The 26,861-nt window shown below is 70.8% G+C and carries 22 protein-coding genes; 12 read left to right on the top strand and 10 right to left on the bottom strand.

The features are described from left to right. The first annotated feature begins 152 nt into the window (after positions 1 to 152). Together ABZX12_RS11740 and ABZX12_RS11735 are read left to right on the top strand one after the other, a co-directional pair. A complete protein-coding gene (locus ABZX12_RS11740; protein ID WP_355692248.1) occupies positions 153 to 1,100 on the top strand; it encodes a glycosyltransferase in 948 nt (315 codons plus the stop codon). Then, the gene (locus tag ABZX12_RS11735; RefSeq protein ID WP_355692246.1) at positions 1,097 to 3,496 is read left to right on the top strand and encodes a YfhO family protein; all 2,400 of its coding nucleotides are present in this window, start codon (positions 1,097 to 1,099) and stop codon (positions 3,494 to 3,496) included. The genes ABZX12_RS11740 and ABZX12_RS11735 overlap by 4 nt, the downstream gene beginning before the upstream one ends. A 1-nt stretch (position 3,497) precedes the next feature. Here the strand turns inward: ABZX12_RS11735 and ABZX12_RS11730 are convergent, their stop codons facing one another. Beyond that, positions 3,498 to 7,007, bottom strand: a complete 3,510-nt coding sequence (locus ABZX12_RS11730; RefSeq protein WP_355692244.1) for an indolepyruvate ferredoxin oxidoreductase family protein — start codon at positions 7,005 to 7,007, stop codon at positions 3,498 to 3,500. A 157-nt stretch (positions 7,008 to 7,164) separates the two neighbouring features. Between ABZX12_RS11730 and ABZX12_RS11725 the strand changes: the two genes are divergently transcribed. Next, positions 7,165 to 7,614 carry an Lrp/AsnC family transcriptional regulator gene (locus tag ABZX12_RS11725; RefSeq protein WP_355477749.1) on the top strand — a complete coding sequence of 150 codons (450 nt, stop codon included), beginning with the start codon at positions 7,165 to 7,167 and terminating at the stop codon, positions 7,612 to 7,614. A 22-nt stretch (positions 7,615 to 7,636) separates the two neighbouring features. On the opposite strand, the gene ABZX12_RS11720 is transcribed toward ABZX12_RS11725, so the two are convergent. Then, positions 7,637 to 8,221, bottom strand: coding sequence for an HD domain-containing protein (locus ABZX12_RS11720; RefSeq protein ID WP_355692242.1), 585 nt, complete (start codon positions 8,219 to 8,221; stop codon positions 7,637 to 7,639). A 175-nt stretch (positions 8,222 to 8,396) separates the two neighbouring features. On the opposite strand from ABZX12_RS11720, the gene ABZX12_RS11715 reads away from it, so the two are divergent. The 3 genes from ABZX12_RS11715 to ABZX12_RS11705 all read left to right on the top strand — a co-directional run bounded on the left by ABZX12_RS11715 (position 8,397) and on the right by ABZX12_RS11705 (position 10,436). Beyond that, positions 8,397 to 9,305, top strand: coding sequence for an NADP-dependent oxidoreductase (locus tag ABZX12_RS11715; protein WP_355692241.1), 909 nt, complete (start codon positions 8,397 to 8,399; stop codon positions 9,303 to 9,305). An 83-nt stretch (positions 9,306 to 9,388) separates the two neighbouring features. Beyond that, positions 9,389 to 9,613 carry a hypothetical protein gene (locus ABZX12_RS11710; protein WP_355692240.1) on the top strand — a complete coding sequence of 75 codons (225 nt, stop codon included), beginning with the start codon at positions 9,389 to 9,391 and terminating at the stop codon, positions 9,611 to 9,613. 103 nt (positions 9,614 to 9,716) lie between these two features. After that, entirely contained in the window at positions 9,717 to 10,436 is a 720-nt protein-coding gene (locus ABZX12_RS11705) for a GAF and ANTAR domain-containing protein (protein WP_355692239.1), read from the top strand. On the opposite strand, the gene ABZX12_RS11700 is transcribed toward ABZX12_RS11705, so the two are convergent. The 3 genes from ABZX12_RS11700 to ABZX12_RS11690 all read right to left on the bottom strand — a co-directional run bounded on the left by ABZX12_RS11700 (position 10,437) and on the right by ABZX12_RS11690 (position 14,874). Further along, positions 10,437 to 11,225: an SDR family oxidoreductase gene (locus ABZX12_RS11700; RefSeq protein WP_355692237.1), complete on the bottom strand. Its 789-nt coding sequence runs from the start codon at positions 11,223 to 11,225 to the stop codon at positions 10,437 to 10,439. After that, positions 11,222 to 12,013, bottom strand: coding sequence for an alpha/beta hydrolase (locus ABZX12_RS11695; RefSeq protein ID WP_355692235.1), 792 nt, complete (start codon positions 12,011 to 12,013; stop codon positions 11,222 to 11,224). The genes ABZX12_RS11700 and ABZX12_RS11695 overlap by 4 nt, the downstream gene beginning before the upstream one ends. Before the next feature lie 80 nt (positions 12,014 to 12,093). Next, on the bottom strand, positions 12,094 to 14,874 hold the full coding sequence (locus tag ABZX12_RS11690) for an AAA family ATPase (RefSeq protein ID WP_355692233.1): 2,781 nt from the start codon (positions 14,872 to 14,874) through the stop codon (positions 12,094 to 12,096). 80 nt (positions 14,875 to 14,954) lie between these two features. Between ABZX12_RS11690 and ABZX12_RS11685 the strand changes: the two genes are divergently transcribed. Genes ABZX12_RS11685 through ABZX12_RS11675 form a run of 3 tightly spaced genes read left to right on the top strand, consistent with a single transcriptional unit; the run spans position 14,955 to position 17,481 of the window. Beyond that, a complete protein-coding gene (locus tag ABZX12_RS11685; protein ID WP_355692232.1) occupies positions 14,955 to 15,629 on the top strand; it encodes a response regulator transcription factor in 675 nt (224 codons plus the stop codon). A 39-nt stretch (positions 15,630 to 15,668) separates the two neighbouring features. Beyond that, positions 15,669 to 17,078: a CHASE3 domain-containing protein gene (locus ABZX12_RS11680; RefSeq protein WP_355692230.1), complete on the top strand. Its 1,410-nt coding sequence runs from the start codon at positions 15,669 to 15,671 to the stop codon at positions 17,076 to 17,078. A gap of 40 nt (positions 17,079 to 17,118) precedes the next feature. Then, on the top strand, positions 17,119 to 17,481 hold the full coding sequence (locus ABZX12_RS11675; protein WP_355692228.1) for a response regulator transcription factor: 363 nt from the start codon (positions 17,119 to 17,121) through the stop codon (positions 17,479 to 17,481). Positions 17,482 to 17,529: 48 nt separating this feature from the next. On the opposite strand, the gene ABZX12_RS11670 is transcribed toward ABZX12_RS11675, so the two are convergent. From ABZX12_RS11670 to ABZX12_RS11655, 4 genes are all read right to left on the bottom strand, one after another. Further along, positions 17,530 to 18,807, bottom strand: a complete 1,278-nt coding sequence (locus ABZX12_RS11670) for an ABC transporter permease (protein ID WP_355692226.1) — start codon at positions 18,805 to 18,807, stop codon at positions 17,530 to 17,532. Next, complete coding sequence (locus ABZX12_RS11665; RefSeq protein ID WP_355692224.1) at positions 18,804 to 19,586, bottom strand: ATP-binding cassette domain-containing protein; 783 nt, start codon at positions 19,584 to 19,586, stop codon at positions 18,804 to 18,806. The genes ABZX12_RS11670 and ABZX12_RS11665 overlap by 4 nt, the downstream gene beginning before the upstream one ends. Before the next feature lie 9 nt (positions 19,587 to 19,595). Next, positions 19,596 to 20,690 (bottom strand): substrate-binding domain-containing protein, encoded by a 1,095-nt coding sequence (locus ABZX12_RS11660; RefSeq protein WP_355692222.1) that lies wholly within the window; start codon positions 20,688 to 20,690, stop codon positions 19,596 to 19,598. A 189-nt stretch (positions 20,691 to 20,879) separates the two neighbouring features. Then, complete coding sequence (locus tag ABZX12_RS11655) at positions 20,880 to 22,370, bottom strand: carboxylesterase family protein (RefSeq protein WP_355692220.1); 1,491 nt, start codon at positions 22,368 to 22,370, stop codon at positions 20,880 to 20,882. A gap of 192 nt (positions 22,371 to 22,562) precedes the next feature. On the opposite strand from ABZX12_RS11655, the gene ABZX12_RS11650 reads away from it, so the two are divergent. After that, positions 22,563 to 23,321: a peptidoglycan-binding domain-containing protein gene (locus ABZX12_RS11650; RefSeq protein ID WP_355692218.1), complete on the top strand. Its 759-nt coding sequence runs from the start codon at positions 22,563 to 22,565 to the stop codon at positions 23,319 to 23,321. A gap of 91 nt (positions 23,322 to 23,412) precedes the next feature. After that, entirely contained in the window at positions 23,413 to 24,408 is a 996-nt protein-coding gene (locus ABZX12_RS11645) for an NAD-dependent epimerase/dehydratase family protein (RefSeq protein WP_355692217.1), read from the top strand. A gap of 9 nt (positions 24,409 to 24,417) precedes the next feature. Here the strand turns inward: ABZX12_RS11645 and ABZX12_RS11640 are convergent, their stop codons facing one another. After that, entirely contained in the window at positions 24,418 to 26,064 is a 1,647-nt protein-coding gene (locus tag ABZX12_RS11640) for a DUF4091 domain-containing protein (RefSeq protein WP_355692215.1), read from the bottom strand. 165 nt (positions 26,065 to 26,229) lie between these two features. Between ABZX12_RS11640 and ABZX12_RS11635 the strand changes: the two genes are divergently transcribed. Continuing rightward, the gene (locus ABZX12_RS11635; protein ID WP_355692213.1) at positions 26,230 to 26,805 is read left to right on the top strand and encodes a hemerythrin domain-containing protein; all 576 of its coding nucleotides are present in this window, start codon (positions 26,230 to 26,232) and stop codon (positions 26,803 to 26,805) included. The last annotated feature ends 56 nt before the right edge of the window (positions 26,806 to 26,861 follow it).

The raw sequence follows: 26,861 nt of genomic DNA, 5'->3' as shown, positions 1-26,861 counted from the left end.
CGTCCCAGGATCACACATCCCGCGGAGCATCCTGAAGAAGTCTTCAGGTTGCTTCAGGCCCCCTTTGGCCCGCCGGCCGCAGACTCCCCCGCATGCTCCTCGCCCATCGCCCTGGCCGCCGGGTTCGCGGCCGCCCACACCGAAGGAGGGACATGGCCGCGGTCGCGGTGATCGTGCCGTGCTACAACGAGGCCGCGGCGGTGCGGAAGGTGGTCACCGAACTGCGCGACTCGTTGCCGGCAGCACAGATCTACGTCTACGACAACGACTCGACCGACGACACGGCCGCGATCGCCGCCGCCGCGGGAGCGACCGTCCGGCACGTCGCGCGCCGCGGCAAGGGCAACGTGGTCCGGCGTGCGTTCGCGGACATCGAGGCCGACGTCTACCTGCTGATCGACGGCGACGACACGTACGAGGCGGCCCGCGCGGCCGACCTGGTGAACGCCCTGCTGGCCGGTCCGTACGACCAGGTGGTCGGCGTCCGGCGGCATTCGAACGCCGCGGCGTACCGTCCGGGCCACACGCTCGGGAACCGGATGCTGACCGCCGCCGTCGGCGCGCTGTTCGGCCGCGACATCACCGACATGCTCAGCGGCTACCGGGCCTTCTCGCGGCGGTACGTGAAGTCGTTCCCGGCGCTCGCCCAGGAGTTCGAGATCGAAACGGAGCTCACGATCCACACACTGCACCTCCGGGTCCCGGTCGCGGAGGTCGAGGTCGGCTACCGTGAGCGGCCGGCCGGCGGCGAGAGCAAGCTGCGGACGTATCGCGACGGCCTACGGATCCTGCGCTGGATCCTGCAGCTCGCACGGCTGGAGCGGCCGGTGCTGTTCCACGGCGTGATCGCCGCGATACTCGGTACGGCGGCGTCGGCGCTGGGCGCTCCCGTCGTCCTGGAGTTCCTGCGAACCGGGCTCGTCCCGCGATTCCCGACCGCGATCCTCGCGTCGTCCATCGGGCTGGCGGCGATCCTGACGCTGGTGCTCGGTTATCTGCTCGACGCGATCGGCCGGAGCAGGCAGGAGGCCGCGCGGTTGAGCTATTTGACACATCCAGCCCCTGCGCAGGTCCCGGCGACAGTCGGGACCGGTTCATGACGCGGCACTGGCCGGCCCCGGTCGCCGCGCTCGCCGCCGGGCTGACATTCGTGCTGAGCGGGATCCTGCGCCACACCTATCCGTTCGGGAACCTGCCGCGGAGCACCAACGACCTCGGCCAGCAGATCGTGCCGATGTACGCGCACTATCGCGACGTCCTGACCGGCCACGGCGGCGATCTGTTCTTCAACTGGTCGAGCGGGTTCGGCGTACCGTTCCTGGGCGACTTCATGGCCTACGTCGGCTCCCCGTTGTCGTGGATCACCGTGCTGATGCCACGCGATCGCGTCGACCTGGCCTTGTTCCTCGTCGACGTGCTGGCGATCGGGCTCGCGGCCGGCGCGATGACGGCGTACCTGCGCTACCTGCGTCCGGGCCCGGCCTGGCCGGCGGTGATCGCCGGCGTGTCGTACGGCGCGTGCGGGTGGGCGATCGACGACGCGGCGTACATGAGTGTCTGGCTGAACGGGCTGGTCGCGTTCCCGGTGATCTGCCTGCTGTGCGAGTGGATCCTGCGGCGGCGGTCCGCGCTGTCGTTGCTGGTGACGTCGCTCGTCGTCGCGCTGTTGTGGACGTCGCACTTCTACACCGTCTACATGGCGATGATCGGCGCGGCGCTCGTCGTGGTGGCGCGTCTGCTCGCGGACGACGCGACGGTGTCGTGGCGGCATCGGCTGACCGGCGCGTTGCGCTGCTTCGTTGCCGTCGGCCTCGGAACCGGACTGGCGGCTCCGCTGCTGCTGCCGACGTTCGAGGCCGTGCGCGCCGCGCGGCCCAGCCCGGATATGGTCTTCCAGCCGGTCCTCCCGCTCACCTTCCTGGCCCGGCTGCTGCCCGGCAGCGAAGGAGTCGGCACGACCCCGGGACTCACCGTCGGCACAGTCATGCTGCTGCTGGCGATCAGCCTGCCGTTCAACCGGCTCGTCCCGGCCCGCGAACGGATCGTGTGGACCGCCACCGTCGTGCTCACGATGCTCAGCCTCCAGATCCGGATCACCCACGAGATCTGGCACGGCTTCGACGCGCCGAACGGCAGCCCGTACCGGCAGGCGTTCGTCGTGGCCGGGTTGCTGGTCATCGTCGGCTGGATCTCCTGGTCCGCCGGGATCCGCACCGTGCTGCCGGTCGCTGCCCCGATCGGCGCTGTGCTGGTGCTGTACGGCTTGTCCTGGGACGTCCGCAGTACGACGCGGGCCACGCATCTCGTCGTACCCGTGCTGATCGTCGTCGCGCTCGGGGCGTGGTTCCTGAGCCGGTCGCCTCGATGGGTACGGCGGGGCGCGGCGGCGGTCCTCGTCGCCGCCGTGTTCGTGGAGGTCGCGTTGTCGTCGGTGGCGATCGACGAGCGGCGGAGCAAGATCCTGAGCGCGAAGGCGCCGTGGGGCGCCGAGCACACCGCGCTGCGCTCGCTGGTCACCTCGGCGGCGGACTGGCCGACGTACCGTACGGCGCCCGGCGCCGAGCAGACCGTCAACGATCCGATGCTGATCGGCGGACAGGGGCCGCAGTACTACTCGAGCACGATTCCCGACCGGGTGTCGCAACAGCTGCTCGATCTCGGGTTCGGGTACAGCTCGTACGGGCGGGCCGTGGTCGACCCACGGAACCCGGTCGTCGACGCGATCTTCGCGATCCGGTCGCGCGCCGTGGGCCGGCTGTCGCTGGAGAGGTACGACGTACCGCCGCTGGTCACCGTTCGACCGGCGGCGGCCTGGTCGTCGAGCGATCCCGGACCGTTCGGCGCGCAGGAGTCGGCGCTCGGCGCGGACGTCTACACCGTGCCGCGTGTGCGCACCGAGAAGGGGCAGGTGTTGCTCGCGTCCTGCGCGCCCGGCTCGGAGATCTGGTTCGCGGCGCCGGAGTTCGTCGGCTCGGTCCTGGTCGCCGGCCGCGGCTGGGTCGTCAACCTGTCCGCGAAGGTGAAGTCGCCCGGCGTCTACGCGGGCGCGCCGATGCTCCGGGTCGGCGCCGTGGGCGCGGACGGCGTCGCCGCCGTACCGATCCGCCTCAGCCCCCGCGCGACACTCCCCCCATCCCCCATCGGCTGCCTCGACCGATCCCGCCTCGCCACCGCCGTCCACACTCTCACTCCACCCAGCCCGCCGGCAGTCGACGTCAGCGGCCACGCAATCCACATCCGCCTGCACCCGAGCGATACGTCCGCCTCGCTCGTCATCGCAACCATCCGAATCGAGGGCTGGCGCTGCTCCGTCGACAACGGCCCCGCCCACACCCCCGACAACCGAGCAGGCCTCCTCGCCGTCCCCCTTCAGGCAGGCGCGTCCACGGTCTCCTGCACCTACCACCCACCCGGCCTGAGCCAAGGCCTGGCCGTCGCAGCACTCGTCATGCTCCTCACCGGCGCAGGCCTCGTCCTCGTCCGCCGAGCCAGATAGTTCAGTTGGCTTTCGGCCTGTCCAGTGTGGGTGGTTCGACGTTCAGTTCGCGGAGGGCGGTGGCGTAGCGGTCGACGTTGCGGAGTTTGACGGACTCGTAGCCCCGGACGAGGTCCGGGAGTTCGGCGAGTTGTACTGCGCGGTCGTACGACGTGAGGCTGAGGTCGGCGGCCAGGCCGGTCATCAGGGTGCGGTAATGGTCCCGCAGGGTGCGCTCGACCTTGCGGAGGTGGGCGTAGCCGAAGAGGTCCGCGCGCGTACCGCGCAGCGACTTGAGCCTGGCGAGGACGCGCAGCGTGCCGTGCGACTTGGGGCCGAACGAGATCTTCTTCTGGCGGCCCATCGCCCGCAGCACCGGTGGGTGCAGCTTGAACGACACCACCCCACCCGGGAACGACTCGCCGGTCGAGTCGAGGAACGCCTGGTCGGTGAGAAGCCGCGCGACTTCGTACTCGTCCTTGTACGCCGTCAGCTTGAACAGGTTGCGGGCGACCGCCTCGCTGAACCGGGTCTGCGTGGTGACGGCTCTCTCGGCGGCAGCGATCCGCGCCACGAAGTCGACGTACGAGTTCGCGAGCTTCACGTTCTGGTAGGCGACCAGGTCAGCGGCACGGCGGGCGACGAGGCGCAGCACCTCACCTTCGAGCCCGGAGGCCGCGACCGAGGCCGGTACGTCGGGACTCGCGACCGCGGCCGACTTCTTCCCGGCGGCGCGGAACGCGGCTGGGTCGGCGACCGCCGCACGTCCCCAGGTGAAAGCGGCGATGTTCGCGGCAACCGCGGTGCCGTTGATCGTGATGGCTTCCTCGATCGCCGCCGCCGGCAGGCGGAGAGCACCGGTCTGGTAGGCGGCGCCGACGAGCAGGAAGTTCGCGGCGATCGTGTTGCCGAGGATCCGCTCCGCGGCCTCGAGCGCGTCGAAGTCGAACGTCTCGACGCTCGCGGTCCGGACCCGCTCCAGCAGCCCGGTCTCGTCGGGGTGCCGGACGGCAGGGTCGTACACCATCGCGCCGGTCGCGGTGCGGCTGGTCGAGACCACGGCCCGGCTCACCGCACCGTTGCCGTAGGCAAGGTTCCGGTCCTCGGCGAGGGTCAGCAGGTCGAATCCGAGCAGGCAGTCCGCGGACCCGGGAGTGAGCCGGTTGGCCGGCTCGAGCTCGCCGTCGGCGAACCGCAGGTGTCCGGTGACAGGGCCGGCCTTCTGGCTCAGCCCGGTCTGGTCGAGCGACTCGACCGCGTACCCGGCGCGATGCGCGGCGGTCGCGAGCACCTGGTTGACCGTGACGATTCCGGTGCCGCCGATGCCGGCCAGGAAGACGTTCTGGGTACCGGCAACGCGGTCCTCGGCGCTGCTCGGCGGCACCGACGGCGGCGCCGGAAACGCCGCACTCTTCCGGGCTGCCGTCCGGGTGGACCGCGGCGCCGTCTCGACGACCACGAACGACGGGCAGTCGCCGTCGAGGCAGCTGTAGTCGGTGTTGCAGGAGGTCTGCTCGATGCGGGTCTTGCGACCGTACTCGGTCTCGACCGGCTGCACCGACAGGCAGTTGCTCTTCACACCGCAGTCGCCGCAGCCCTCGCACACCGCCTCGTTGATGACGACGCGCTGCGTGCGGGCGGGCAGACTGCCGCGCTTGCGCTGCCGCCGCGCGTCGGCCGCGCAGTGCTGGTCGTAGATCAGCACCGTGACACCCGGGGTTTCGCGCAGCATCCGCTGGGCTTCGTCGAGACGGTCACGGCTCCACAGGAGCGTGCCCGGCGCGAGGTCGCGACGACGGTGCCGTTCCGGCTCGTCGGCGCAGACCACGATCTTCCGCACGCCCTCGACGGACAGCTTGTGGGTCAGCTGCGGCACGTTGAGCGCGCCCTCGGCGTCCTGTGCGCCGGTCATCGCGACGACGTCGTTGTAGAGCACCTTGTACGTGATGTTCACGCCGGCGGCGATGCAGGCCTGGACGGCGAGCTGCCCGGAGTGGAAGAAGGTGCCGTCGCCGACGTTCTGGAAGATGTGGCCGGCGTCGGTGAACCATGCCTGGCCGATCCACTGGGCTCCCTCGCCGCCCATCTGGGTGACTCCGGTGACGGCGCTGTCCTGCCGGTCGGAGATCGTCACCATGGCGTGGCAGCCGATCCCGCCGCCGCCCATCGACCCCTCGGGAAGCGCGGTCGAGCGGTTGTGCGGGCAGCCGCTGCAGAAGTACGCCGAGCGGCTGGTCGACAGCAACGGCAGCGAGATCCGCCGCGACGGGGGCGGCGTGACGGCGACCAGGTCCTGCAGCAAGGACCGCAGCGGCGCGAGCAGCCGGCCCGCCGTGAGCTCACCGTCGGCGGGAATCAGCAGCCGGCCGGCGGTGTCGCGTTTGCCGACGATCTGCGGCGCGTCCGGCGTACCGTAGAGGATCTCGCGGATCTGGGTCTCGACGAACGCGGTCTTGTCCTCGACCACGACGATCCGGTCCAGCCCTTCGGCGAATGAACGCACGGTGCCGGGCGCGACAGGGCTCATCAGCCCGAGCCGCAGCACCCGGACCCCCGCCCGCTCGAGCGCCTCGTCGGTGACACCGAGGTCCTTCATCGCCTGCCGCATCGAGTCGTAGCAGCTGCCGGAGGCAACGAATCCGACGCGGGCGTGCGCCGGGTCGACGTCGACCACGTCCAGGCCGTTCTCGACGGCGTACGCACGGACCAGCTCGGTGCGCGGCCCGACCAGGTCCGCCTCGGCGCGCACGATCGCGTCGGGCCGGACGACCATCGGACGCTGCTCGTACCGGTAGGGCTTGCCGTCCCACTCGATCGCGGGGACGACCGGAAGGACGTCGCCCGCGGTGGCGTCGACCGCCCAGGCGCCGTCGGCGACGTCCGCGACGATCTTCAGCGCGACGACGCAGCCGGTCACCCGCGACAGCTCGATCGCGTGCAGGCCGAGCGTCACGATCTCGGCCGCGTTGCGCGGGAAGAGCACCGGGATCCCCAGTGCGGCCAGGGATCGCTCGCTGACCGCCGGCACGGTCGACGACTTCGAGGCAGGGTCGTCACCGACCAGGAGCACGGCGCCGCCGCGCGGGTTCACGCCGTACATGTTGGCGTGCCGCAGCGCGTCGGTCGCGCGGTCCACACCGGGGCCCTTGCCGTACCAGAAGCCGGTGACGCCGTCATGGGTGCCGGTTCCGAGCGGCAGCTCGATCTGGCTGCCCCACACCGAGGTCGCGGCGAGTTCCTCGTTGAGCCCGGGCACGAACCGGATGTCGTTCTCGTCCAGCACGTCCCGCATGCCCGCCAGCAGCCGGTCGAGGCCGCCGAGCGGGCTGCCCTGGTAGCCGGAGACGAAGGACGCGGTCCGCAGCCCACGGCGCCGGTCGAGCGCGCGGTGCTCGACCAGGAGGCGCGCGATCGCCTGGACGCCGGTCAGCAGCGTCGGCGGGCCGGCCGGCCGGAACCGGTCGTCGAGGTCGTAGGGCGGAGCAGCGGCGAGTCGCTCCGCGCTGATTTCGGCGGGGGCGATGGCGGTCATCGGCTCTCCAGGGGTCCGCGGCAGTTCCCCAGAGAGTGCGGGCCGGGTGGGCCGAGTCACAAGAGTTGTCGTCGAGTTTGGCGACGATCCGCAATCCTTGCTGCGACGACCACCGTCCAGACGCAACAAAGACCGTCTTCGGAGTAGAGTTCGTTGCGTGCCCGAGCAAGCCAGCCTGGACGACACCGATCGCGCGATCCTCGACCTGCTGCGCGACAACGCCCGCCGCCCGCTGCGCGAGATCGCGACCGCGGTCGGCCTCACCGTCGCGCCCGTCCAGCGCCGGATCACCCGGCTGGAGAAACTCGGCGTCATCGAGCGCTACACGGTGCAGATCAACCACGGCCGGATCGCCGGCGGCATCGAGGCGATGACCGAGCTGCACTTCGCCGACGACCTCGACCTCGCGCAGATCATGGAGTTCGTCGCTCAGGTCCCCGAGGTCAAGGAAGTCCTCACCCTGGCCGGCGACCCGGACGCGCTGGTCCGGATCCAGGTCGAGGGCGTAGAGGATCTGCGCCGCGTCGTCAGCTCACTACGCTCCGCGGAAGCGATCGCCAGCACCAAGACGCTCGTCGTCCTCGAACAATGGACCCGCCGAGGCTGAGGAACTCGCCGCACGGCTCCGCTCAGCGGTCGAGAGGGTTCGCCGCCATCCGGTCCGCGAGGCCGGAGTGGACGGCGCGGGCCGCGGAGCTGTCGGGTTTGCGGTCCGCCTGCGCCCGGAAGCAGGCGAGGAACTCGGCGGCGAGACCCGAGCGCGGGAACTGCTCGAGGACCTCGGCGCGGAAGGCCGGGGTGAAGTCGTCGAGGCCCCGGCCGACGATGTCGACCGCCGCGGCCCGCGACAGCAGATGTCCCTCGACGTCCTCGGCCGGGTCCACCTCCGGCCACATGTGCCGGACGATGACCTCCCCCAGGCGTTCGCGGCGCTCGTCCGGCCATCCCGCACCGGCCGCGAACACCCGCGCGACGTGCCCGCTGGTCTCCTCGAAGGAGACGGTGTGGCTGTCGAACACCGGCACCAGGCTGACGTCGTGGAACATCGCCGCCACGAACAGCAGCTCTGCGTCGTACCGCAGGCCGTGCTCATCGCCGTACGCCGCTCCCCACAGGTACACGCGGTGCGAGTGACTGAGCATGGCGGCGGACAGATAGGTGGCGGCCACGTCGAGGGCCGCCGACGAGGCAGGCGTGTCGGGAATCGCGATCATGCCTCGACCGTACGACGCGGAAGGCCCGCGCAGCTGGTCCATTCCGACGGCGGGATGCTGGGCCACCGGCCGCCGAAATGGCCCATCGACACAGGCTGCGAATGGCGTCCCGGCAGCGGTCCACCAGCGCGTAGCGTCGACGGTGAACCAGCAGCTGTCTACCCCGAGGATCATCATGCGTGCCATCACCGTTCGGGACCCCGAGGCCGAGGACTTCGGGCTGTCCCTCACCGAGCTCCCCCATCCCCATGCCGCCGAGAACGACGTCGTCGTGCAGGTCCACGCCGCGGGCTTCATCCGCACCGAACCGCAGTGGCCCGCGACCTGGGTCGACCGCGCCGGCCGCGACCGCACGCCGAGCGTGCTCGGCCACGAGCTGTCCGGCGTGGTCGTCGAGCTCGGCTTCGGCACGACGGGCCTCTCGATCGGTCAGCGCGTCTTCGGCCTGACCGACTGGGCCCGCAACGGAACGCTCGCCGAGTACACCGCCGTCGAGGCCCGCAACCTGGCGCCGCTGCCCGCCGACGTCGACCACGTCACCGCGGCCGCCCTTCCGATGCCCGGTCTGACGGCCTGGCAGGCGCTCTACGACCACGCTCACCTGCAGCCGGGTCAGACCGTCCTCATCCACGGCACCGGCGGTTCCGTCGGCTCGCTCGCCGTACAGCTCGCCCGGGAGACCGGCGCCCACATCATCGGCACCGGCCGGGCCGCGGACCGGAAGCTCGCCGAGAGCCTGGGCGCCCACGAGTTCGTCGACCTGGACAACGACCGCCTCGAGGACGCCGGTGAGGTGGACGTGGTGTTCGACGTCATCGGCGGCGAGATCCTCAACCGCTCCACCGCACTGCTGCGGCCGGGCGGCACGCTCGTCACCGTCGCCGAGCCGCCGACCGTCCGGCCTCGCGACGGCAGGGCGATCTTCTTCGTCGTCGAGCCCGATCGTGCGCAGACGGCCCAGCTGGCCGCCCGCTTGCGCGACGGCCGGCTCGTCCCCCTCGTCACCGCTGTCCGTGAGCTGGCCGACGTACCGGCCGCGTTCGGCAGCCGCGGCAAGACGATCGTCGAGGTCACCACGGACTGAAGGATTGCGATTGCGGGCCCGTCCCCCTCCCCTGCACTGCGACGGACCCGCAATCGGACTGTGGGTCACGCGACAGCGGACCGATGCCGGCGACGGCAGGACAAGGTGATCAGGATCCGCCGTTTGCGCTCGATCACGGCCGTCAGCTGTTCGCGATCGGCCTGCCGGCGCGCCGTCCGCAATTCGTCTTCGACGGCGTGCAAGGCATGGAGCAGTTCACGAACGGTGCGGGGATCGGAATCTCGCATGACAGCCTCGGCAAGCTCGAAGAATTCGGCGCCCGACTGTCTGAGGCGGAACCACTATGACCGGAGGAACGCGTTCCGGGCAAGGCCCTTCCGGAACATTTCTCTGCGTGCTGGACGACCCCGGCCGGTCGGTGCTATCCAGAAATGGTCCGAGGGAAATGCCATGACCGATCCCGGCTCGGCGCCGAACGCCAGGCACGACCAGCTCGCCCACGCCCTCAGCGAACTGGCCCGTGACCTGCACCGCGCCGAGGCGCCGGACGACGTGCTGCGGGAGGCGGTGCAGGCCGCCCTCGAGCTGGTGCCCGGCGCCGAGGACGGTTCGGCGACCACGATCGTGGTCGGCAAACTCGTGTCCCACAAGGCCGAGTCCGGCACCCTGCCGACGCGCGTCGACGCCCTGGTGTCGGAGCTCGGCGAAGGTCCGTGCCTGGACGCGCTGCGCGATCACAAGGCGGTGGTTCGCGTCGACGACATGCGCACCGAGTCCCGGTGGCCGCAACTGGCTCCGCGGGCCGCCGAGCTGGGCGCGCTCAGTGTGCTGACGTTCCCGCTGTTCTCCAAGGCCGACAACCTCTGTTCGCTCAACCTGTACGCCGGCACCGCGCACGCGTTCTCCGAGGAGTCCGAGCAGATCGGCTGCCTGATCGCCGTCCACGCCGCGGTGGCCTACGCGGGCGCCCAGCGCACGGAGAACCTGCTGGCCGCCCTCGAGACCCGCGACCAGATCGGCCAGGCGGTCGGCCTGCTGATGGAGCGCTACTCGATCACGTCGGAGCGCGCCTTCAGCACCCTGGTCCGCTTCAGCCGCCAGACCAACCGCAAACTCCGCGACGTGGCCGCCGAACTCATCTCCGACGCCGAGGCCGGCGCCCACCGGTAGTCAGGTCGTGGTGACCATGCCGCCGTCGATCAGCACGTCACAGCCGGTCATGTTGCCCGCGGCTCCGGAGGCGAGGACCAGCACCAGCTGCGCCACCTCCTCCGGACGAGTGAATCGTCCGGTCGGTGTACCGGCGACTGCCGCGTCCCGGACCGCGGTGGGATCGAGTCCCTGGGCCCGGCCGACGGTCTCCGCGACACCGCCGGGGCCCAGCCAGAGCGCGGTTTCGACCGGCCCCGGACTGATCGTGTTCACCCGGACACCAGCGGGTCCGAGCTCCTTGGACAGCGACTTGGAGAAGCTGCGCAGCGCGGCCTTCGCCGCGCTGTAGTCGATGACGCCGGGATCGGGGAGCGTGGCGTTCACCGAGCAGATCGTGACGATGGCGGACGGCGCACTCGCCACCAGGTGCGGCACCGCGACCCGCGTCGCACGCACTGCCGACAGCAGGTTCACTTCCAGCGCCCACTGCCACTCCGCGTCCGTGACGGCGAGGAAACCCTCGGTGCGCGGGCGTACTCCGCCGACGTTGTTCACGAGCACGTCGACGCCACCGAATCGCGTCACGGCCGCACCCACCAGCGCCTCGCATCCGGCCACGGTGGTGAGATCGCCCAGCACGACCTCGACCTCACCGTCCTCGCCCAACGCCTCCAGTTCGGGCGAACCGCCGAGCGCGCCGGCGGCGACCCGCATGCCCTCGCCGAGCAGCGCCTGCGTGACCGCAAGACCGATGCCCTTGCTCGCGCCGGTCACCACTGCCGTCCGGCCGGCCAGGTCGAGCTTCACAGGGACTGCTCCTTCAGCCAGGCCAGGCACGCGGTGGCGATATCGGACCAGCCGGAGTCGACGACGAGCGAGTGGCCGCGGTCCGGGAAGGTCCTCAGGTCGGTGACGGCGTCGGAGTGGCGGTACTGCTTGAGCGTCGCGCGGGTCACGGACTCGGGGACGGTGTGGTCCTTCCCGCTGGCGATCAGCAGCAGCGGCCCGCGCTTCTGGTTGCCGGTGTCGACCTTGGCCGGCGAGTGCGGGTTGAAGTTCGCCGACGCCGCCTCGAACAGCGGCCGGCCGGGCGCCGGAATGGTCCAGCGCTCGAACAACAGGTCGGACTCCTCCCGCGAGACCGCGTTGCCGAACGCGAACCGGAACTGCTCAGCGGTCAGCGAGACGGCCCGGTGCTTGTTGGCCGGGTTCTTGAACACCGGCAGCGTGGCCCGCAGCGCGGACAGCGGGACGGGCAGCACGCCCTTGATCTGGGCGGCGTCGATCGCGATCGCCGCCCGGGCGCGGTCCTGGCCGAGCAGCTTCTGCGCGACCATGCCGCCGAACGAGTGCCCGATCAGGATCGGCGGCTCGGGGAGCTCCTCGATGACGGCGGCGAAGTGCGCCACGACGTCGTCGATGCCGTGATCGCCGATCGACTCCGGGTCGCGCCGGGACGCCTCGACGGTCGGGCCGTCGCCGGGCCAGCCCGGCGCCGCGGGCTCGTACCCTTCGGTGCGGAATCGCGTCAGCCACGCGTCCCACGACGTCGCGTGCAGCCAGAGCCCGTGGATGAAGAGCACCGGTGTTCCCACAGTCGTCCTCCTGGTCGGTCCCGAGGTGCTGGACACACCGCGTTGGTAGAGACGTTAGGACGTCCGGGCCGCGGCCGTCTTCAGTCGAATGACTGTGCCTGCCTCAGCACGTGTTCCGGAGCACCGGTGAGTACGCCGGCGAGCTGCTGGCGGCTGGTGATGCCGAGCTTCGGAAAGATCCGGTACAGGTGCGAGCCGATCGTGCGGTGCGACAGGAAGAGTCGCTGCGCGATGTCCCGGTTGGACAGTCCCCGGGCGGCGAGCTCGGCGATCTGCGCCTCCTGGGGCGACAGCTGCTCCCGGCCAGTCGACGTCGGCTGCCAGCCACGCTCTCCGGTCGCCCTCAGCTCCTGGTCTGCGCGAAGCGCCCACGGTTTGGCACCCAGCGCGTCGAAGGCGCCGCGTGCCGCTCGGAGCGGATCGCGGGACTCGGTCACCCGCCGCCGGCGGCGCAGCCAGGAGCCGTACGCCAACTGCAGGCGGGCCTGATGCCACGGGAACGGCCGGCTCGCACCGTCCAGCGCGCCCCGGAACAACTCCTCGGCCGATGCGTCGTCGGCCAGAACCGCGCGGGAGTACTCCAGAGCGATCGTCGTACCGACGGCAGGCGTGCCTCGCGCCGCCCGTTCGACGGTGCCGACCAACGACCTCGCCTCGTCCCGGCGACCGGCCCGTACGGCGGCCTCGGCGAGGTAGCTGACCGTCCACAGTTGCTGAACGCGCTGATAGGCGGCGTCGGTCGGTACGAACACGCGGAGCATCTCGCCGTACGCCTGCTCGGCACGCTCCGCGCCGAGTTCGCCGAGCCCGCGGACCAACTGAGCTCCCGCGAGCAGGGACGAGCTCGCGTTCGGCAGTTGCAGAGCGGTGCGCTCGGCGTCGGCGAGCAGGGCGTGCCGGGGGTTCCAGCCGCCGCCGATCGCGTCGATCAGTGCCGCCGCGATCCGGGCAGTACCGGCCCACACCCGCTGGCCGGTCTCGTCGGCCAGGCGCATGCTCTCGGCCGCGGACCGCGACGCGTCGAAGACGCCCAGGTTGATCTCCGCCCAGGCGCGGATCGCGAGTGCCTCGGCGAGCAGACTCAGCCGCCCGTCCGCGCGCAGCTCGCGCACGGCCACCGACAGGTACGACTCCGCACGCACGAAGTCACCGGCGCCGAACGCCGCGATGCCCAGCAGGGCCGCGGGTTCCGCCCGGCCGCCGCCGTCCGCGGGCCACAGTCCGAGCTGCTCGATGATCGGCGCGCTCGATTCCAGCGACTCCGCGAGACCGAGCACCGCGAGCAACCTGGGGTCACCGGCAGCCAGCGGAACCTCCCGCGCGGCGCCGACGATCTCCCGCCGCACCGACTCGCCCGGATCGCGCCACCAGATCCTGCGGGCGGCCCCGAACAGCAACTGCATGGCGAGTTCGACGTCGTCCTCGGCGGTGGCCTGCCGGGCCAGATCGACCAGGTGACGGACCTCCGCCGGATCGCTCGTGGCGCCGTCGTGGAAGACACCCATCAGCCAGGTGAGGCGGGACCGGTCTCGCGGTCGAAGTGCCATCCGCGTCACCCGGGCCTTGATCTGTTCGACCTGGGTGAACCTGCCGAGTTCATAGCCCAGTTCCGCCGCCCCCAGCAGCCGGGCCGCCTGGTCCAGAGGATCGGGGCTCAGGGCCGCCGCCCGCTCGAGCCGCGCCAGCGCAGTGGCGTACGCCCCGCGCCGGCGGGCCTCGCCGGCCGCCCGCTCGAGCTCTGCCGCGATGGGTTCGTCGCGGCCGGCCACCGCGCCGGCCCGATGCCAGATCGCGCGGTCGGGGTCGGCGGACAGAGCGGTCGCGAGGGCGGCGTGTGCCCGCGTCCGGCGCTCCGCGGGCATCACCTGGCGCAGTGCCGACCCCATCAACGGGTGCCCGATGGCGTACGTCGGTCCGGCGATCGTGAGGAAGCCGAGCTCGACGGCCGGTAGCGCCGTGCCGCGGTCGACGGCGGCGCCGGACAGGATCGCTGCCGCGGTCAGTACTTGCTCGATGTCGTCGCCGTCATCCAGCGCGGCCACGTCGAGGACCGCGCGAGCGGGCGGTTCCAGTTCGTCGGCACGCGCTGCGAAGGCGCGCTCCAGGCGAGCCGTCATCGGCAGGTCGTCGTCCACTTCGGTCCAGGCGTACATCCCGGACTGCCAGGCGGCGGCGAACTCGACCAGCGCCAGGGGATTACCCGCGGCGTGGCCGAGAACCCGATCGCGCAACCCCGCCGCCAGATCGGGAGCCCGCGACCGCAGCAACGCCTGCGCGTCCGCGTCCGGCAAGGCGTCCAGCTCGATCCAGCTGACGGTCTGTTCGTCACCGAGAAGCTGCGATGCGGAGCGAGCTGTACACAGCAGCACCACCCGCTCGGCCGCGACCCGACGGGTCACGAAGGCGAGCGTGTCCACACTGGGCCGGTCCATCCAGTGCAGGTCGTCGAGGCTCATCAGGACCGGCGCCCGCCCGGCGCAGTCGACCAGGAGCTCCAGGACCGCGAGCGACGTGAAGAACGGGTTCACCTGGCCTGCTTCGACCATTCCGAAACAGGCCAGCAAGGAGTCGCGCTGCTGGGCCGGGAGAGTGTCCACGTGCGACAGAACCGGCCGCAGCAGTTGATGCAGACCGGCGTAGGGCAGGTTGGTCTCGGACTGGCTGCCGTGCGCGCGCAGAACCGTGAAGCCCCGGGACTCCGCGTGCTCGGCGACGCGCGCCTGCACCACACTCTTGCCCACTCCCGGCTCGCCGCTCAGACCGACCGCGAAACCGCCGGCCTGCACCTCGTCGAGCCTGGCCGTCAGCCGGCCGAGGATCTGGTCGCGACCGAACAACTGTTCGTCGTCGGTCGCGGCCATGAGTAGAGCATGAGTCCCCCGCTGCGATCCGTCCAATCACCTGCCCCGGGCACCGGGTGCCCGGGGCTACACTCGCCGCCATGAGCGGGACGCGGGTGGCGATTGCGGACGACGACGTCCTGCTACGGGAAGGGCTCGCGAGTCTGCTGGCAGCGTCGGGATTCGACGTGGTCGGGCAGGCCGGAAACAGCCCGGAGCTGCTGGACCTGGTCCGGAGCCGACGTCCGGAGCTGGTCGTCGTGGACATCCGGATGCCGCCTGGCCATGCGACCGAAGGGCTCGAGGCCGCCGAGGTGATCCGTCGCGAGCGCCCGAAGACCGCCGTCCTGCTGTTGTCGGCGTACGTGGACGTCGAGCACGCCGTGCAGCTGATGGCCGCCGGTCACGGAATCGGGTACCTGCTCAAGCGCCGGGTCACCGATGTCGAGGAGTTCCTCGACAGCGTACGGCGGGTCGCGAACGGCGGCTCCGTCGTCGATCCCGCCCTGGTGCAGGAACTGGTCGACGTCCGGCGCCGCCACGACCCGCTCGCCTCCCTCAGCGACCGGGAACGTGAGGTGCTGGCGCTGGTGGCCGAGGGCCGCTCCAACGCCGGCGTCGCCCGGCGCCTGTGGGTCACCGAGGGCACCGTCGAGAAGCACGTCCGCAGCATCCTCACCAAGCTCGACCTGCCGGAGACCGACGACGACCATCGTCGCGTCCGGGCGGTTCTGGCCTACCTCCAGGGCGACCGTCGTACGGCGGACGACCGGTGACGGAGCTGTTCGCACCGGCGACCTCGGGGTGACCGGCCCATGACCGGCGGGGTCTCGCGTCGCGTGATCGTCGCCAGTGCGCTGCTGGTGCTGCTCGTCGGCGCCGGGTTCGCCGTGTTGCTGCTGTCGGTTCAGGACCTGCGCCACTCGGAGCGCCAGGCCCGGCAGGCTGCGGCGGTGCTCGCGGCCGCGAACCAGGTCGAGCGCTCGGTCGTCGACCTGGAGACCGGCCGGCAGGCGTTCACCATCACCGGTCAGGAGCAGTTCCTCGCGCCGTGGCAGACCGCGCGGTCCCAGCTTCCGGACCGGCTCGCGGCGCTGGAACGCGTGGTCGCGGACGAGCCGGCGCAACGCGCCGGCGCCGAGGAGATCAGCCGCAGCGCGACGTCGTACCTCCGGGACTATTCGGAACCGCTGGTCGCAGCGATCCGCGGTCGTCCTGTCTCGGCACCGTCGCAGGCCGCGACAACGGAGGGTCAGCGCAGGGTCGATGCGATCAGGACCGTCCTCGACGAGTTGATCACGACCGAGCGAGGTCTCTCGGCCGCCGCGCAGGCCCGGTCCGACGCCGCGGCCGGCCGGGCGGTCGTCGCGGCCGCGACCGGGCTCGTCGGATCGGTGCTGCTCATCCTGGGGTTCACCTGGTACCTGTCCCGCGCCGTCGTCCGCCCGGTGCTGATCACCGCCGCCATGGCCGACCGGCTCGCGGCGGGCGACCTCGCCGTTCGGGTGCCCGAAGACGGAGTCGGCGAGATCGGCAGTCTGGAGCGCACCTTCAACAGCATGGCCGCCTCGCTCGACCAGGCCCGTACCGATCTGGCGTCCTCGCGGGCCCGGCTCGTGGCGTCGGCCGACGAGGCCAGGCGACGGATCGAGCGCGACCTGCACGACGGCATCCAGCAACGCCTGGTGACCCTGGCCCTGGAGCTGCGCACGGTCCGGGCCGGCCTGACCGGCGATCAGGGCGGCCTGCGGGCCCGGCTCGACGAGATCACGGACGACCTCGGCAACACCCTGGACGAACTGCGGGAGATCTCCCACGGCATCCACCCGGCGATCCTGTCCGACGGCGGTATCGGTCCCGCGGTCAGGATGCTGGCCCGCCGGTCCGCGATCCCGGTCGAGGCGGAGGTCACCGTCACCCAGCGCCTCCCGCCGGCCGTCGAGTCGGCCGCGTACTACGTCGTCTCCGAAGCACTCACCAACGCCGCGAAACACGCGGACGCGTCCGTCGTGTACGTCGACGTGCGGCTGGTTGACAGTTCGTTGCGGCTCGCCGTCCGCGACGACGGAGCCGGTGGAGCGGACCCGGCGAACGGCACCGGCCTGATCGGGCTCACCGACCGGGTCCAGGCGCTCGGCGGCACGCTCGCCGTCGACAGCCCGGCCGGCCAGGGCACCACCCTGCAGGTCTCGTTGCCGGTGGCCACAGAGGAGATCTCCAGCTAGCAGGAATGCCACCGCGGCCGGACCCTGCGACCCTGGTGTCATGCTGCGGTGCGCGATCGTCGACGACAACCGGCGGTTCCTCGACGCCGCACGCGGACTCCTGGAACGCGAAGGCGTCGCCGTCGTCGGTACGGCGACGAGCGGCGCCGGCGCCGTCGACCTGGTCGAGGACTCGCACCCGGACGTGGTCCTGGTGGACATCGACCTCGGCGCGGAGAGCGGCTTCGACATCGTCGCCCGGCTGCACCGGCTGAGCCCGCCGCCCCGGGTGATCCTGATCTCGACGTACGCCGAGCAGGACTACGCGGAGCTGATCGACGCCAGTGCGGCGATCGGCTTCGTGCCGAAGACGCGCCTGTCGGCCATTGCCATCGGCAACCTTCTCCGGCGCGCCACGCACTGAGGCCGCCGGGTCGGTGACGACCCGGCGGCCTTGGTATTCCCGACCGGCCTATCTGCGGGCGCGGCGGACGACGGCATCGAAGCCGGCCGCCAGCAGCAGGACCGCGCCGGTGACCACCCATTCGTAGCCGGCCGAGTTCGCGCCCTGGATCAGGTCGCTCATACCGTTGATGATGACCGCGACGACGAGACCACCCAGGACGGCGTCGATGACGCGGCCGCGCCCGCCGAACAGCGACGTACCGCCGATGACCGCGGCACCGACCGCCAGCAGCAGCGTGTTGCCCGCGCCGGCGTTCGACTGGACGGACTGCAGCAACGAGGCCGCGACGACACCGGAGACCGCCGCCATCCCGGAACAGATCACGAACACCGAGATGCGGATCCGGGACACGACCACCCCCGCGCGTCGTGAAGCCTCCTCGTTGCCGCCGACGGCGTACACGTGCCGGCCGTAGCGGGTCCGGCTGAGGACGAGGTGCCACACCGCGAACAGCACCACCAGCAGGACGACGACCCAGGGCATCCCCTGCGCCTTGTTGGTGAAGAACGCGTTGGTCGTGACGTTGCGGTTGACGCCCATCTCGAAGGTGAACGCCGCCCCGAGCGCGGCCACCACGGCGACCTTCATCGCGATCACGGCGTACGGCGTGCCCGGGAGCCCGGCCCGTCGGGCGGCCCGTGCGTCGGCCAGTTTGAGCGCGGCGTACCCGATCACGAACACCGCCATCAGCGTCCAGCCGAGCCAGAGCGGCAGGAAGCTGTTCTCCAGGCCGATCAGTGGCGAGCCGGCCGGGAGCGTCACCGATCCCTGGCCGCCGACGATGATGAGCGTGACGCCCTGGAAGGCCAGGAACGTGGCCAGCGTGATGACGAACGACGGGATGCCGATCCGCGCCCGGAGCCAGCCTGTGCCGAACCCGACCAGCATGCCCACCGCGAGTCCGGCGACCGCCGCGATCCACCACGCGACCCCGTGCCGCAGGATCAGGATCGCCGCGATCGCCGAGCACAGCCCTCCCGTCGTACCGGCGGAGAGATCGATCTCGCCGAGCAGCAGGACGAACACCAGGCCCATGGCCATCACGATGATCGGCGCGGCCTGGATCACCAGCGCCTCGAGGTTGTAGGCGCTGAGGAATCCCTGGTGCACGATGGCGAAGAACGCCGTGATGACGACCAGACCCACGAGTGCGGGAACGGCGCCCAGCTCGCCGCCCCGCAGCCGCGCGACATAGGCCCTCGCATAGGCGCCGACACCTGATGGGCCGGCCGGCGACCCGTGGCGCTGCTCCGCGCCGCCGTGTTCCAGCAGTTGCGCGTTCACAGCGTCGCTCCCGCCTGTGTGGGCGACAGTCCCAGCGCGCCCGATCGCCCGGTCGTGATCAGCTCGACCACCTGCGTCTGGGTCACCTCCGCGCGCCTGACCTGTGCGGCCGTCCGGCCGAGGAACAGGACGGCGATGGAGTCGGCGACCCGCAGTACGTCGTTCATGTTGTGCGACACCAGGATCACCGCCACGCCCTGCTCCGCGAGCCGGCGGACGAGATCGAGCACCTGCGCGGTCTGGGCGACGCCGAGTGCGGCGGTCGGCTCGTCGAGGATCACGATCTTCGACTGCCACAGCACCGCCTTGGCGATCGCCACGGTCTGCCGCTGGCCGCCCGACAGGCTCGCCACCAGCTGGCGCGCCGACCGGATCGTGGTCACCGACAACGAGTCCAGTGCCTGACGGGCCAGCGTCTCCATCGAGTTCTCGTCCAGCGTGTGCAGTCGCGTGAGGTGCTCGCGGCCGAGGAACATGTTGCCGACGACGTCGAGGTTGTCGCACAACGCGAGGTCCTGGTGCACGATCTCGACGCCGAGCCGCGCGGCGTCGCGCGGCTCGCCGACGCTGTGCGCCGTGCCGTCGAAGAGCAGCTCCCCCGCGTCGATCCGGTGGATGCCGCCGATGCACTTCACCAGCGTCGACTTGCCGGCGCCGTTGTCGCCGACCAGGGCCGTCACCTCGCCCGCCTTCGCGACGAGGTTCACCGACGACAGCGCCTGGACCGGTCCGAAGGCTTTGTCGACGCCCCGGAGCTCGAGAGTAGGAACAGTGGTCATGCCGTCCCCCTACGGTGTGTGGATGCCGTTGGCGGCGCACAGCTGCTGCAGCGCCGGCGTCGGGCAGACGGACGCGGCGGTCTCGTACCCGTCGGTGACCGGGAGCGCTACGTTCGCCTTGGTGATGACGGTCGGGTTCGCCAGGTACGACGGGATCTCACGACCGGTCGTGCGGTCCTTGGTCGTCGTGGGAGCGGTCGGCTTCTGACCCGCCAGGATCTGGGCCGCCAGCTTGATCGCCACGTCCGCCTCTCCGGCGACCGGCTTGTAGATGGTGAAGGCCTGGGTGCCGGCCATGATGTTGTCGAGACCGCCGGCGGTGGCGTCCTGTCCGGAGACCGCGACCTTGCCCGCCAGGCCCTGGGCCTTCAGGACGTTGATGACCGACTGCGCCATCGTGTCGTTGGCCACCATCACCGCGTTGATGTCGGGGTGCTGTCCGAGCATCGTGGTGAACACCGTCTGTGCGGTCGCGGCGTCCCAGTTGCCGGTCTGGTCGGCCAGCTTCTTCCAGCCGGGCTGCTTCGACAGCACCGAGTTGTAGCCCTCAGCGAACAGCGTCGCGTTGTTGTCGGTGGGTGCGCCGTCGATCTCGACGTAGTTGACCGAGCTCTTGCCCTTCACCTGCGGCGCCTGCGTCAGTGCGGTGCCCTGGTCCTCGCCGACCTTCACGTTGTCGTACGAGACGTAGTACGACGCGCTGCCGCCCTGGGTCAGCCGGTCGTAGTCGATGGTCACGACGTTGTGCTGCCGGGCGAGGGACTCGATCGCCTTGCCCGAGCCGGAGTCGAGGTTCACGACCAGCAGGACGCCTACGCCGGCGTTGATCAGCGCCTGGGCCTGGGCCTGCTGCGTGGTGGCGCTGCCGTTGGCGTTGTCGATGTAGCAGGTGAGCTTGTTCGCCGCGCACTGCTGCTTCAGTTCGGTGGGATCGGCCGACACCCAGCGCGGCGACGACGCCGTGTCGGGGAGCAGGATCCCTACCTTCGTGTTCGCCGGCGCGGCGCTGCCGGTCGATGTGCTGTTGTTGCCACAGGCGGTCAGTGTGGCCATCAGCGCCAGGACCGTTCCGGCCAGCGCTACCGCCCTCCTTGGTGTTCGCATCGGTGCGTCCTTTGATCGTGCGAGATGGAGCCCGTCGTACTCCGAGAGCCGCAGTACTCCGTCAGCATGCGTTCGAAGGGCGGGTGAATTCGTCGCTGCAGGCACCCAACTCCGGCTTCCAGCTAGCCGGGTACGCGACCGGCCTGCCGAGCGAGGACCCCCCTGCCAGCGGTAAGAGCGGGATTGCAGTCAGCGGGACCTGATCGGCTCGAGCGCCGCGAACTCGTGCTTGCGCCAGAGCAGGCGGGAGGCTTCCTCCGGGTACGCCGTGACGGTCGACGGCGCATCGAAGAGCCGCGTCAGGCGACGATCGGCGTCGTACGCCGGCCAGCCTGGATCGCCGTGCGTGGCGAACGCGGTCCATGCCGTACGGAACTGCGCGGACAGGTCGATCGCCTCCCGGGACGGCGGATCGCCGATGAGCATCGCGGACTGACCGCTCGTGAGGTTGCCGAACACCAGCGGTACGTCGAGGCCGTGGCAGGCACCGAGGGCCGGTGCCTGCCAGGTCAGTTCGTAGAGGTGCGCCCGGCCGCCACCGGCGACCTGCGCCTCGGCCAGTTGCAGGCTCGGCATCCGGAACAACCAGTCCGCGTTGACGAGTTCGTACAGCTCCTCGTCGGAGGCGGCCGGGTACGCGTCGCGGTAGCGGCGAGGCTCTGGTGCGAGCATCCGCAGGGCGGTCTCGGTTTGCTCGCGGGTGACCTGGCCGAGAACGCCGTCGATCAGGCTGAACAGCCGCTGCTCGTCACGGGTGTGCCCGGCCAGCAGCTCGATGTCGCGCGCGGCGCCGGCGGCCAGCGCCTGCCACGGGGCCACAGGAAGAACGTTGCCATCGACAACTGGCGCGAACGGGATCGGCCGGTGGGTGATCGGTCCCCACCGCTCCCGCCACCCGGCCATCTTCGGCAGGATCGCATCGCCGGCTTCGGGTAGTCGGACGGGAGGTATCGCGGACAGCGCCTGTGCTGTCGGCCGGACACCCAACTCGCCGGCCAGGGCGACAGCGATCTCAGCGGCCAACTCGGTGGAGAAGAACGTACCCGGCACACTCTGCGCGATCGCCCGGCGGAAGAGTCCGGCGGCGCGCGGCACAGCGAGCAGTGCGGCGACCGAGCCGCCGCCGGCCGACTCCCCGAAGATCGTCACCCGGTCCGGGTCGCCGCCGAACACGCGGATGGTGTCCTGTACCCAGCGCAGCGCGGCAACCTGGTCGAGCAGTCCCCGGTTGACCGGCGCTCCGTCGAGCTGTGTGAACCCCTCGATCCCGAGGCGGTAGTTGACGGTCACGACCACGACACCGCTCGCGGCGAGGTGTGTGGCGTCGTACTCCGGGAGGCTCGAGTTGCCCAGTGCATAACCGCCGCCGGGGATCCACACCATGACCGGGAGCCGGGCCGCGAGATCCGGCGTCCACACGTTCAAAGTCAGCCAGTCGTCACCGGAGGCAGCCTGAACCGATCCGAGCAGACCGGACTGCGGCGGCGGCGGACCGTACGTCGTCGCGGGCCGGACGCCGTCCCACGCGCGCACCGGTTCAGGCGCCTGGAATCGGAGCCGGCCGACCGGCGGCGCGGCGTACGGGATGCCGCGGAACACCAGCAGCCCGTCCGCAATGCTGCCGCGCAGCACGCCACTCGCCGTACGAACCTCCCGGCCCCTACTCGCCTCACCGGCCACCTGCCGAGCATCACGCCAGCTGCCCACGGAGAGCAAACCAATCAGCAGGGCTGCGCTCTGCCTCGTAGAGACCTTGCCAGTGGGCGGCGGCGGGCGTTCACTGAGATGGACATGTTCGCGGACCCGGGGGGTCGGGGGCGGCGCCGCGGGTTCGAGGCCGGGTGGGTCCGGCCTCGAGGGGGGAGGAAGACCGTGCCGAATCCATTTCTGGACAAGGTTTCACTGGGCAGGGACTCGTCGGGACGACCGTTGGTGGTCAATCGCCGCACGATGGCGATGCTCGAGGCCGCCGAGCGCAAACTCGGGCGCAAACTCGTGATCGTGCAGGGATCGTTCCTGGCCGGGAAGGCCGCGAAGCGCTCCGGCCCGACGCACAACCGGGCCGGCGTGATCGACATCCGCACCAAGGACCAGACGCCCGCACAGCAGGCGCAGACGCTGCTCGAACTGCGCAAGATCTCGTTCGCGGCGTTCCACCGGACGACGAAGCAGGGCTTCGCCGACCATATCCACGCCGTGGCGATCGGCGATCCCGGTCTCGACCCGTCCGCCGCTCGGCAGGTGGAGGCGTACAAGAACGGCCGGGACGGGCTGAAGGGCAACGGACCGCTCGACGGTCCACGCGTGAAGATCACGGTGTTCCCGTTGACGATGCCGGCGAGCATCGCCCCGGCCGTGCGCGCGGCACGACCTGTCGTGCACCTGGCGTCGGTGCAGGCGCAGTTCCGGGCCGGCGGCACCAAAGCACTGCCTGACGTGAAGACCATCCAGCTCGCGCTCAACGCCCGGCTCAAGCTGACCCTGCTCGTCGACGGCAAGGCCGGCAAGTTCACCCGGGAGGCCTACAAGAAGCACCAGAAGGCGATCGGCAGCGCGCCCAAGTTCATCGACGGCATCCCGGGCCCGAAGGACCTCACCAACCTCGGTCTCGGCCGCTTCCAGGTCATCTGAGCAGCAGGTCCTGGTGCCAGCTGTCGACCAGGCGGACGAAGGCGGCCGGACGAGCCCCGAACGCAAGTAGATTGCGAGTAGATTGCGAGGTATGAGTAGCCTGCGTGTGCTGTTCCTCGGCGGGACCGGAATCATCAGCTCGGCCTGCTCGTGGCGAGCGATCGAGTCAGGTCTCGACCTGACGGTCGTCAACCGCGGCAAGACCGCCGGCCGTCCGGTTCCGCCCGAGGCGCGGGTGATCACCGCCGACCTCGACGACCCGGCGACGCTGGCCGAGATCGCCGCGCAGGACTTCGACGTGGTGGTCGACTGGATCGCGTTCACGCCCGATCACGTGCGTGCCCGGACCGATGCGCTGCGCGGGCACGTCGGCCAGTACGTCTTCATCAGCTCGGCATCGGCGTACCAGACGCCGCCCGCTCGGTTGCCGATCACCGAGTCGACGCCGCTGCGGAACCCCTTCTGGCAGTACTCGCGCAACAAAATCGCCTGCGAGGACCTGCTCACCGCGCTCTACCGCGACGAGGGCTACCCGGTGACGGTCATCCGGCCGTCGCACACCTACGACCGCACGCTGGTCCCCTTCGACGGCGGCTGGACCATCGTCGAGCGGATGCGCCGCGGGCAGCCGGTCGTCGTCCACGGCGACGGCACCTCGCTGTGGACCCTGACGCACCATCGCGACTTCGCGCGCGGCCTGGTCCCGCTGCTCGGCCATCCCCGCACCCTGGGCGACACCTTCCAGATCACGTCCGACGACGTTCTCACCTGGGACCAGATCGCGCACACCCTGGCCGCCGCGGCCGGTACGACGGCGCAGATCGTCCACGTCCCCTCGGACGCCATCGCTGCGGTCCACCAGGGCTGGGGCGACGGTTTGCTCGGTGACAAGACCCACTCGGCAGTCTTCGACAACAGCAAGCTGCGCAGCGTCGTCCCCGACTACGTCGCCACCATCCCGTTCGAGACGGGCGCCCGCGAGATCGTCGCCTGGTACGACGAGGACCCGGCTCGCCGCCGCGTCGACCCGGCCGTCGACGAGGCGATGGACACACTCATCGCCCGCTACCGCCCCTGGACCGCGTAACCCCCTGCGTTAGGTCGTTGTCAGCGCCGCGGTCATGCGCCGGCGGGCTTCGTAGTAGTGGTTCGGGTCGAGGACCGGACGGTCGAAGCGCAAGGTCCGGTCGGGGTCGACGATGTCCTGCGCGGCGGCGCTGCCTCGGGAGGCACGGACGGCCTGGAGCGCGCGGTGGTCCCACATCGCCTGGGCGAAGACGCGGTGCCGGAGCGACGGCCAGGGCGTGCCGTCGGGGCCGGGGTAGACGGCGAACGGATCGCCGGACGGGAACGCACCACCGGCCGAGGTGTCCGCGAACGGGTCGATCCGGCCCAGCGCGTGCCAGGTGTACCAGAAGTTGAATCCCCAATGCAGGAAACCGTCCACACCCGATGCGAAGAGCTGGTGCCCGATCGCCCGGTTGCGGGCCGAGGGCATCCCGACGAAGCGGTTCGCGACATCGCGATCCTGGCTGACGCAGTAGTACACCCACAGGCGTTCCGGCCGCTCGGCGAGGAACGGTTCGACGTGATCGGTGGCGACGACGGGTACGGCGACGGCGCCGGACGTGTAGAACGAGTGCTCGCTGAGCGCGTCGACGACCGTCCAGCCCTTCAGCAAATCGGAGACGACGGCCTTCGCCGCGAGGTAGCCGGAGAGGCCCTCTTCACCTGACGGCTCGTCCGAGACGTGGAAGACCACATGCTCACGGTCCCACTCCTCGTCCAGCACGGCTTGCAGCGCCGGCAGCAGCGCTTCCATCAGTTCGCGGTACCGCGCGTCGGTGGCCGGCACGTCCCAGCCGAAGGCGCGCTCCTGGTTCACCACGATGCCAGGCGTGGCCTTCGCGCCCCACTGGGTGAACAGATGCGCGACCTCGACCCCGGTGATCCCGGTACGCCGGCACAGGTCGAGCCACCGGCGCAGCCGCTCGAACCCGAAGCGGTACCCGTCGTCGGTCGTGGTGATCTCGATCAGCTGCACCACGGTGCGGTACGTGCCGATCGCGGTGTCGAGCGGCGGCGTCCAGACCGGCGCGAGCAATGACGTCGCGCCCATCTCCGCGGCCGACGCCATGAATCGCTCGACGACGGCCCAGTGCTCTTCGCCGAAGACTTCGAGGCCGTAGTGATCCGCGAGCGCGTCGACGTGCATCCAGTGGCTGGACACGATGTCGAGCGGCGGCAACTGGATCCCGGTGAGCTCGACGGTGACGGGAGCGCGGTGCAGCTCGGAGCCGTCGGGCGCGTCCACCACGATCGTGAGCTCGTGGACGCCGGCCCGCGCCGGATCGGTCGTCGTGACGTCGAACCAGAGCGCTCCCCAGCTGCCGAACCGCACCGGGACCTCGCCGTGCGGCAGCGGGCGCAGCACGTCCGGGTAGAGGCCGGGTTCGTCGTACTCGTACCCGTCGTCGTGTCCCGGGAGGGCGACGAACGCGCACGGCACGAGCTCCACACACGACACGGCGACCAGATCGGCCGCCGCGCCCTCGACGCGCACCCGCAGCGGGCTCGGGTTGCGGAACGCCGGGTCGAGCGGCGGGCGGTACGCCAGCTGGAAGGACGCCGGCTCACCGAGGAACGCCTGGAACCGAGTCTCCGGGGACACCGGACGCGGCTCCCGGACCGGGTGCACCTTGGCCAGCGCATCGCAGAGCACGAACTCCCACTTCGCGGTCACTCCGGACCACTCCTCTCCCGATCCTGCGTGTTCGTGAAACCAATGATGCAGATTCGCGCAGCAACGCACAACGCTTGGTCCGTCCATCGAACCGGCGGCGCGTTTGCGGACCGAGCGCCGGGGCACCGCTCGTACACGTCGAGTACGAGGAGCTGAGGAGATGACATGGCTACCGTCTCCCCCGGAGACCGCGAGGACCTGATCGGACAGATCGTCGGCGACCACCGAGCGGCCGAGCGGCTCTTCGCCGAGCTGATCGCGGGCGCGGGCGACGCGCAGCATCGCCGGGACCTGGCAGACCACCTGACGACCGAGCTGGTCCGGCACTCGGTGGCCGAGGAGCTGTATCTGTATCCGGCAGCCCGCCGGGCGCTGCCGGACGGGGACCAGGTCGCCGACCGCGGGATCGAGGAGCACGCCGACATCGAGCGGATCCTCAAGGACCTGGAAGGCGTGGACCCGGCCGATCGCCTGTTCGACGAACTGATCGGAAGGCTGTACGTCGACGTCCTGGACCACGTCGCGCAGGAGGAACGCGAGCTGCTCCCCCGCGTGCAGGACGCGTGCGAGGCCGACGAGCTGCGGGAGCTCGGCGAACTCGTTGCTCGCATCAACGCGGCGGCGCCCACCCGGCCGCATCCGTCCGCCCCGGACACCCCACCGCAGGACCTCGTCCTGGCTCCGGGCACCGGGATGATCGACAGGCTCCGCGACGCCCTGACCGGCGGGGACGCCCGATGAGCTCAGGTGCTCACCTGCCGTGGTCGCGGACAGCGGCGATGCATCATGAACAGGTG

The organism is Kribbella sp. NPDC003505 (assembly GCF_040610875.1).
In the GTDB taxonomy this organism is placed as follows: domain Bacteria; phylum Actinomycetota; class Actinomycetes; order Propionibacteriales; family Kribbellaceae; genus Kribbella.
The sequence above is the reverse complement of the archived record's forward strand: the minus strand, read 5'-3'. Positions and strand labels throughout refer to the sequence as shown.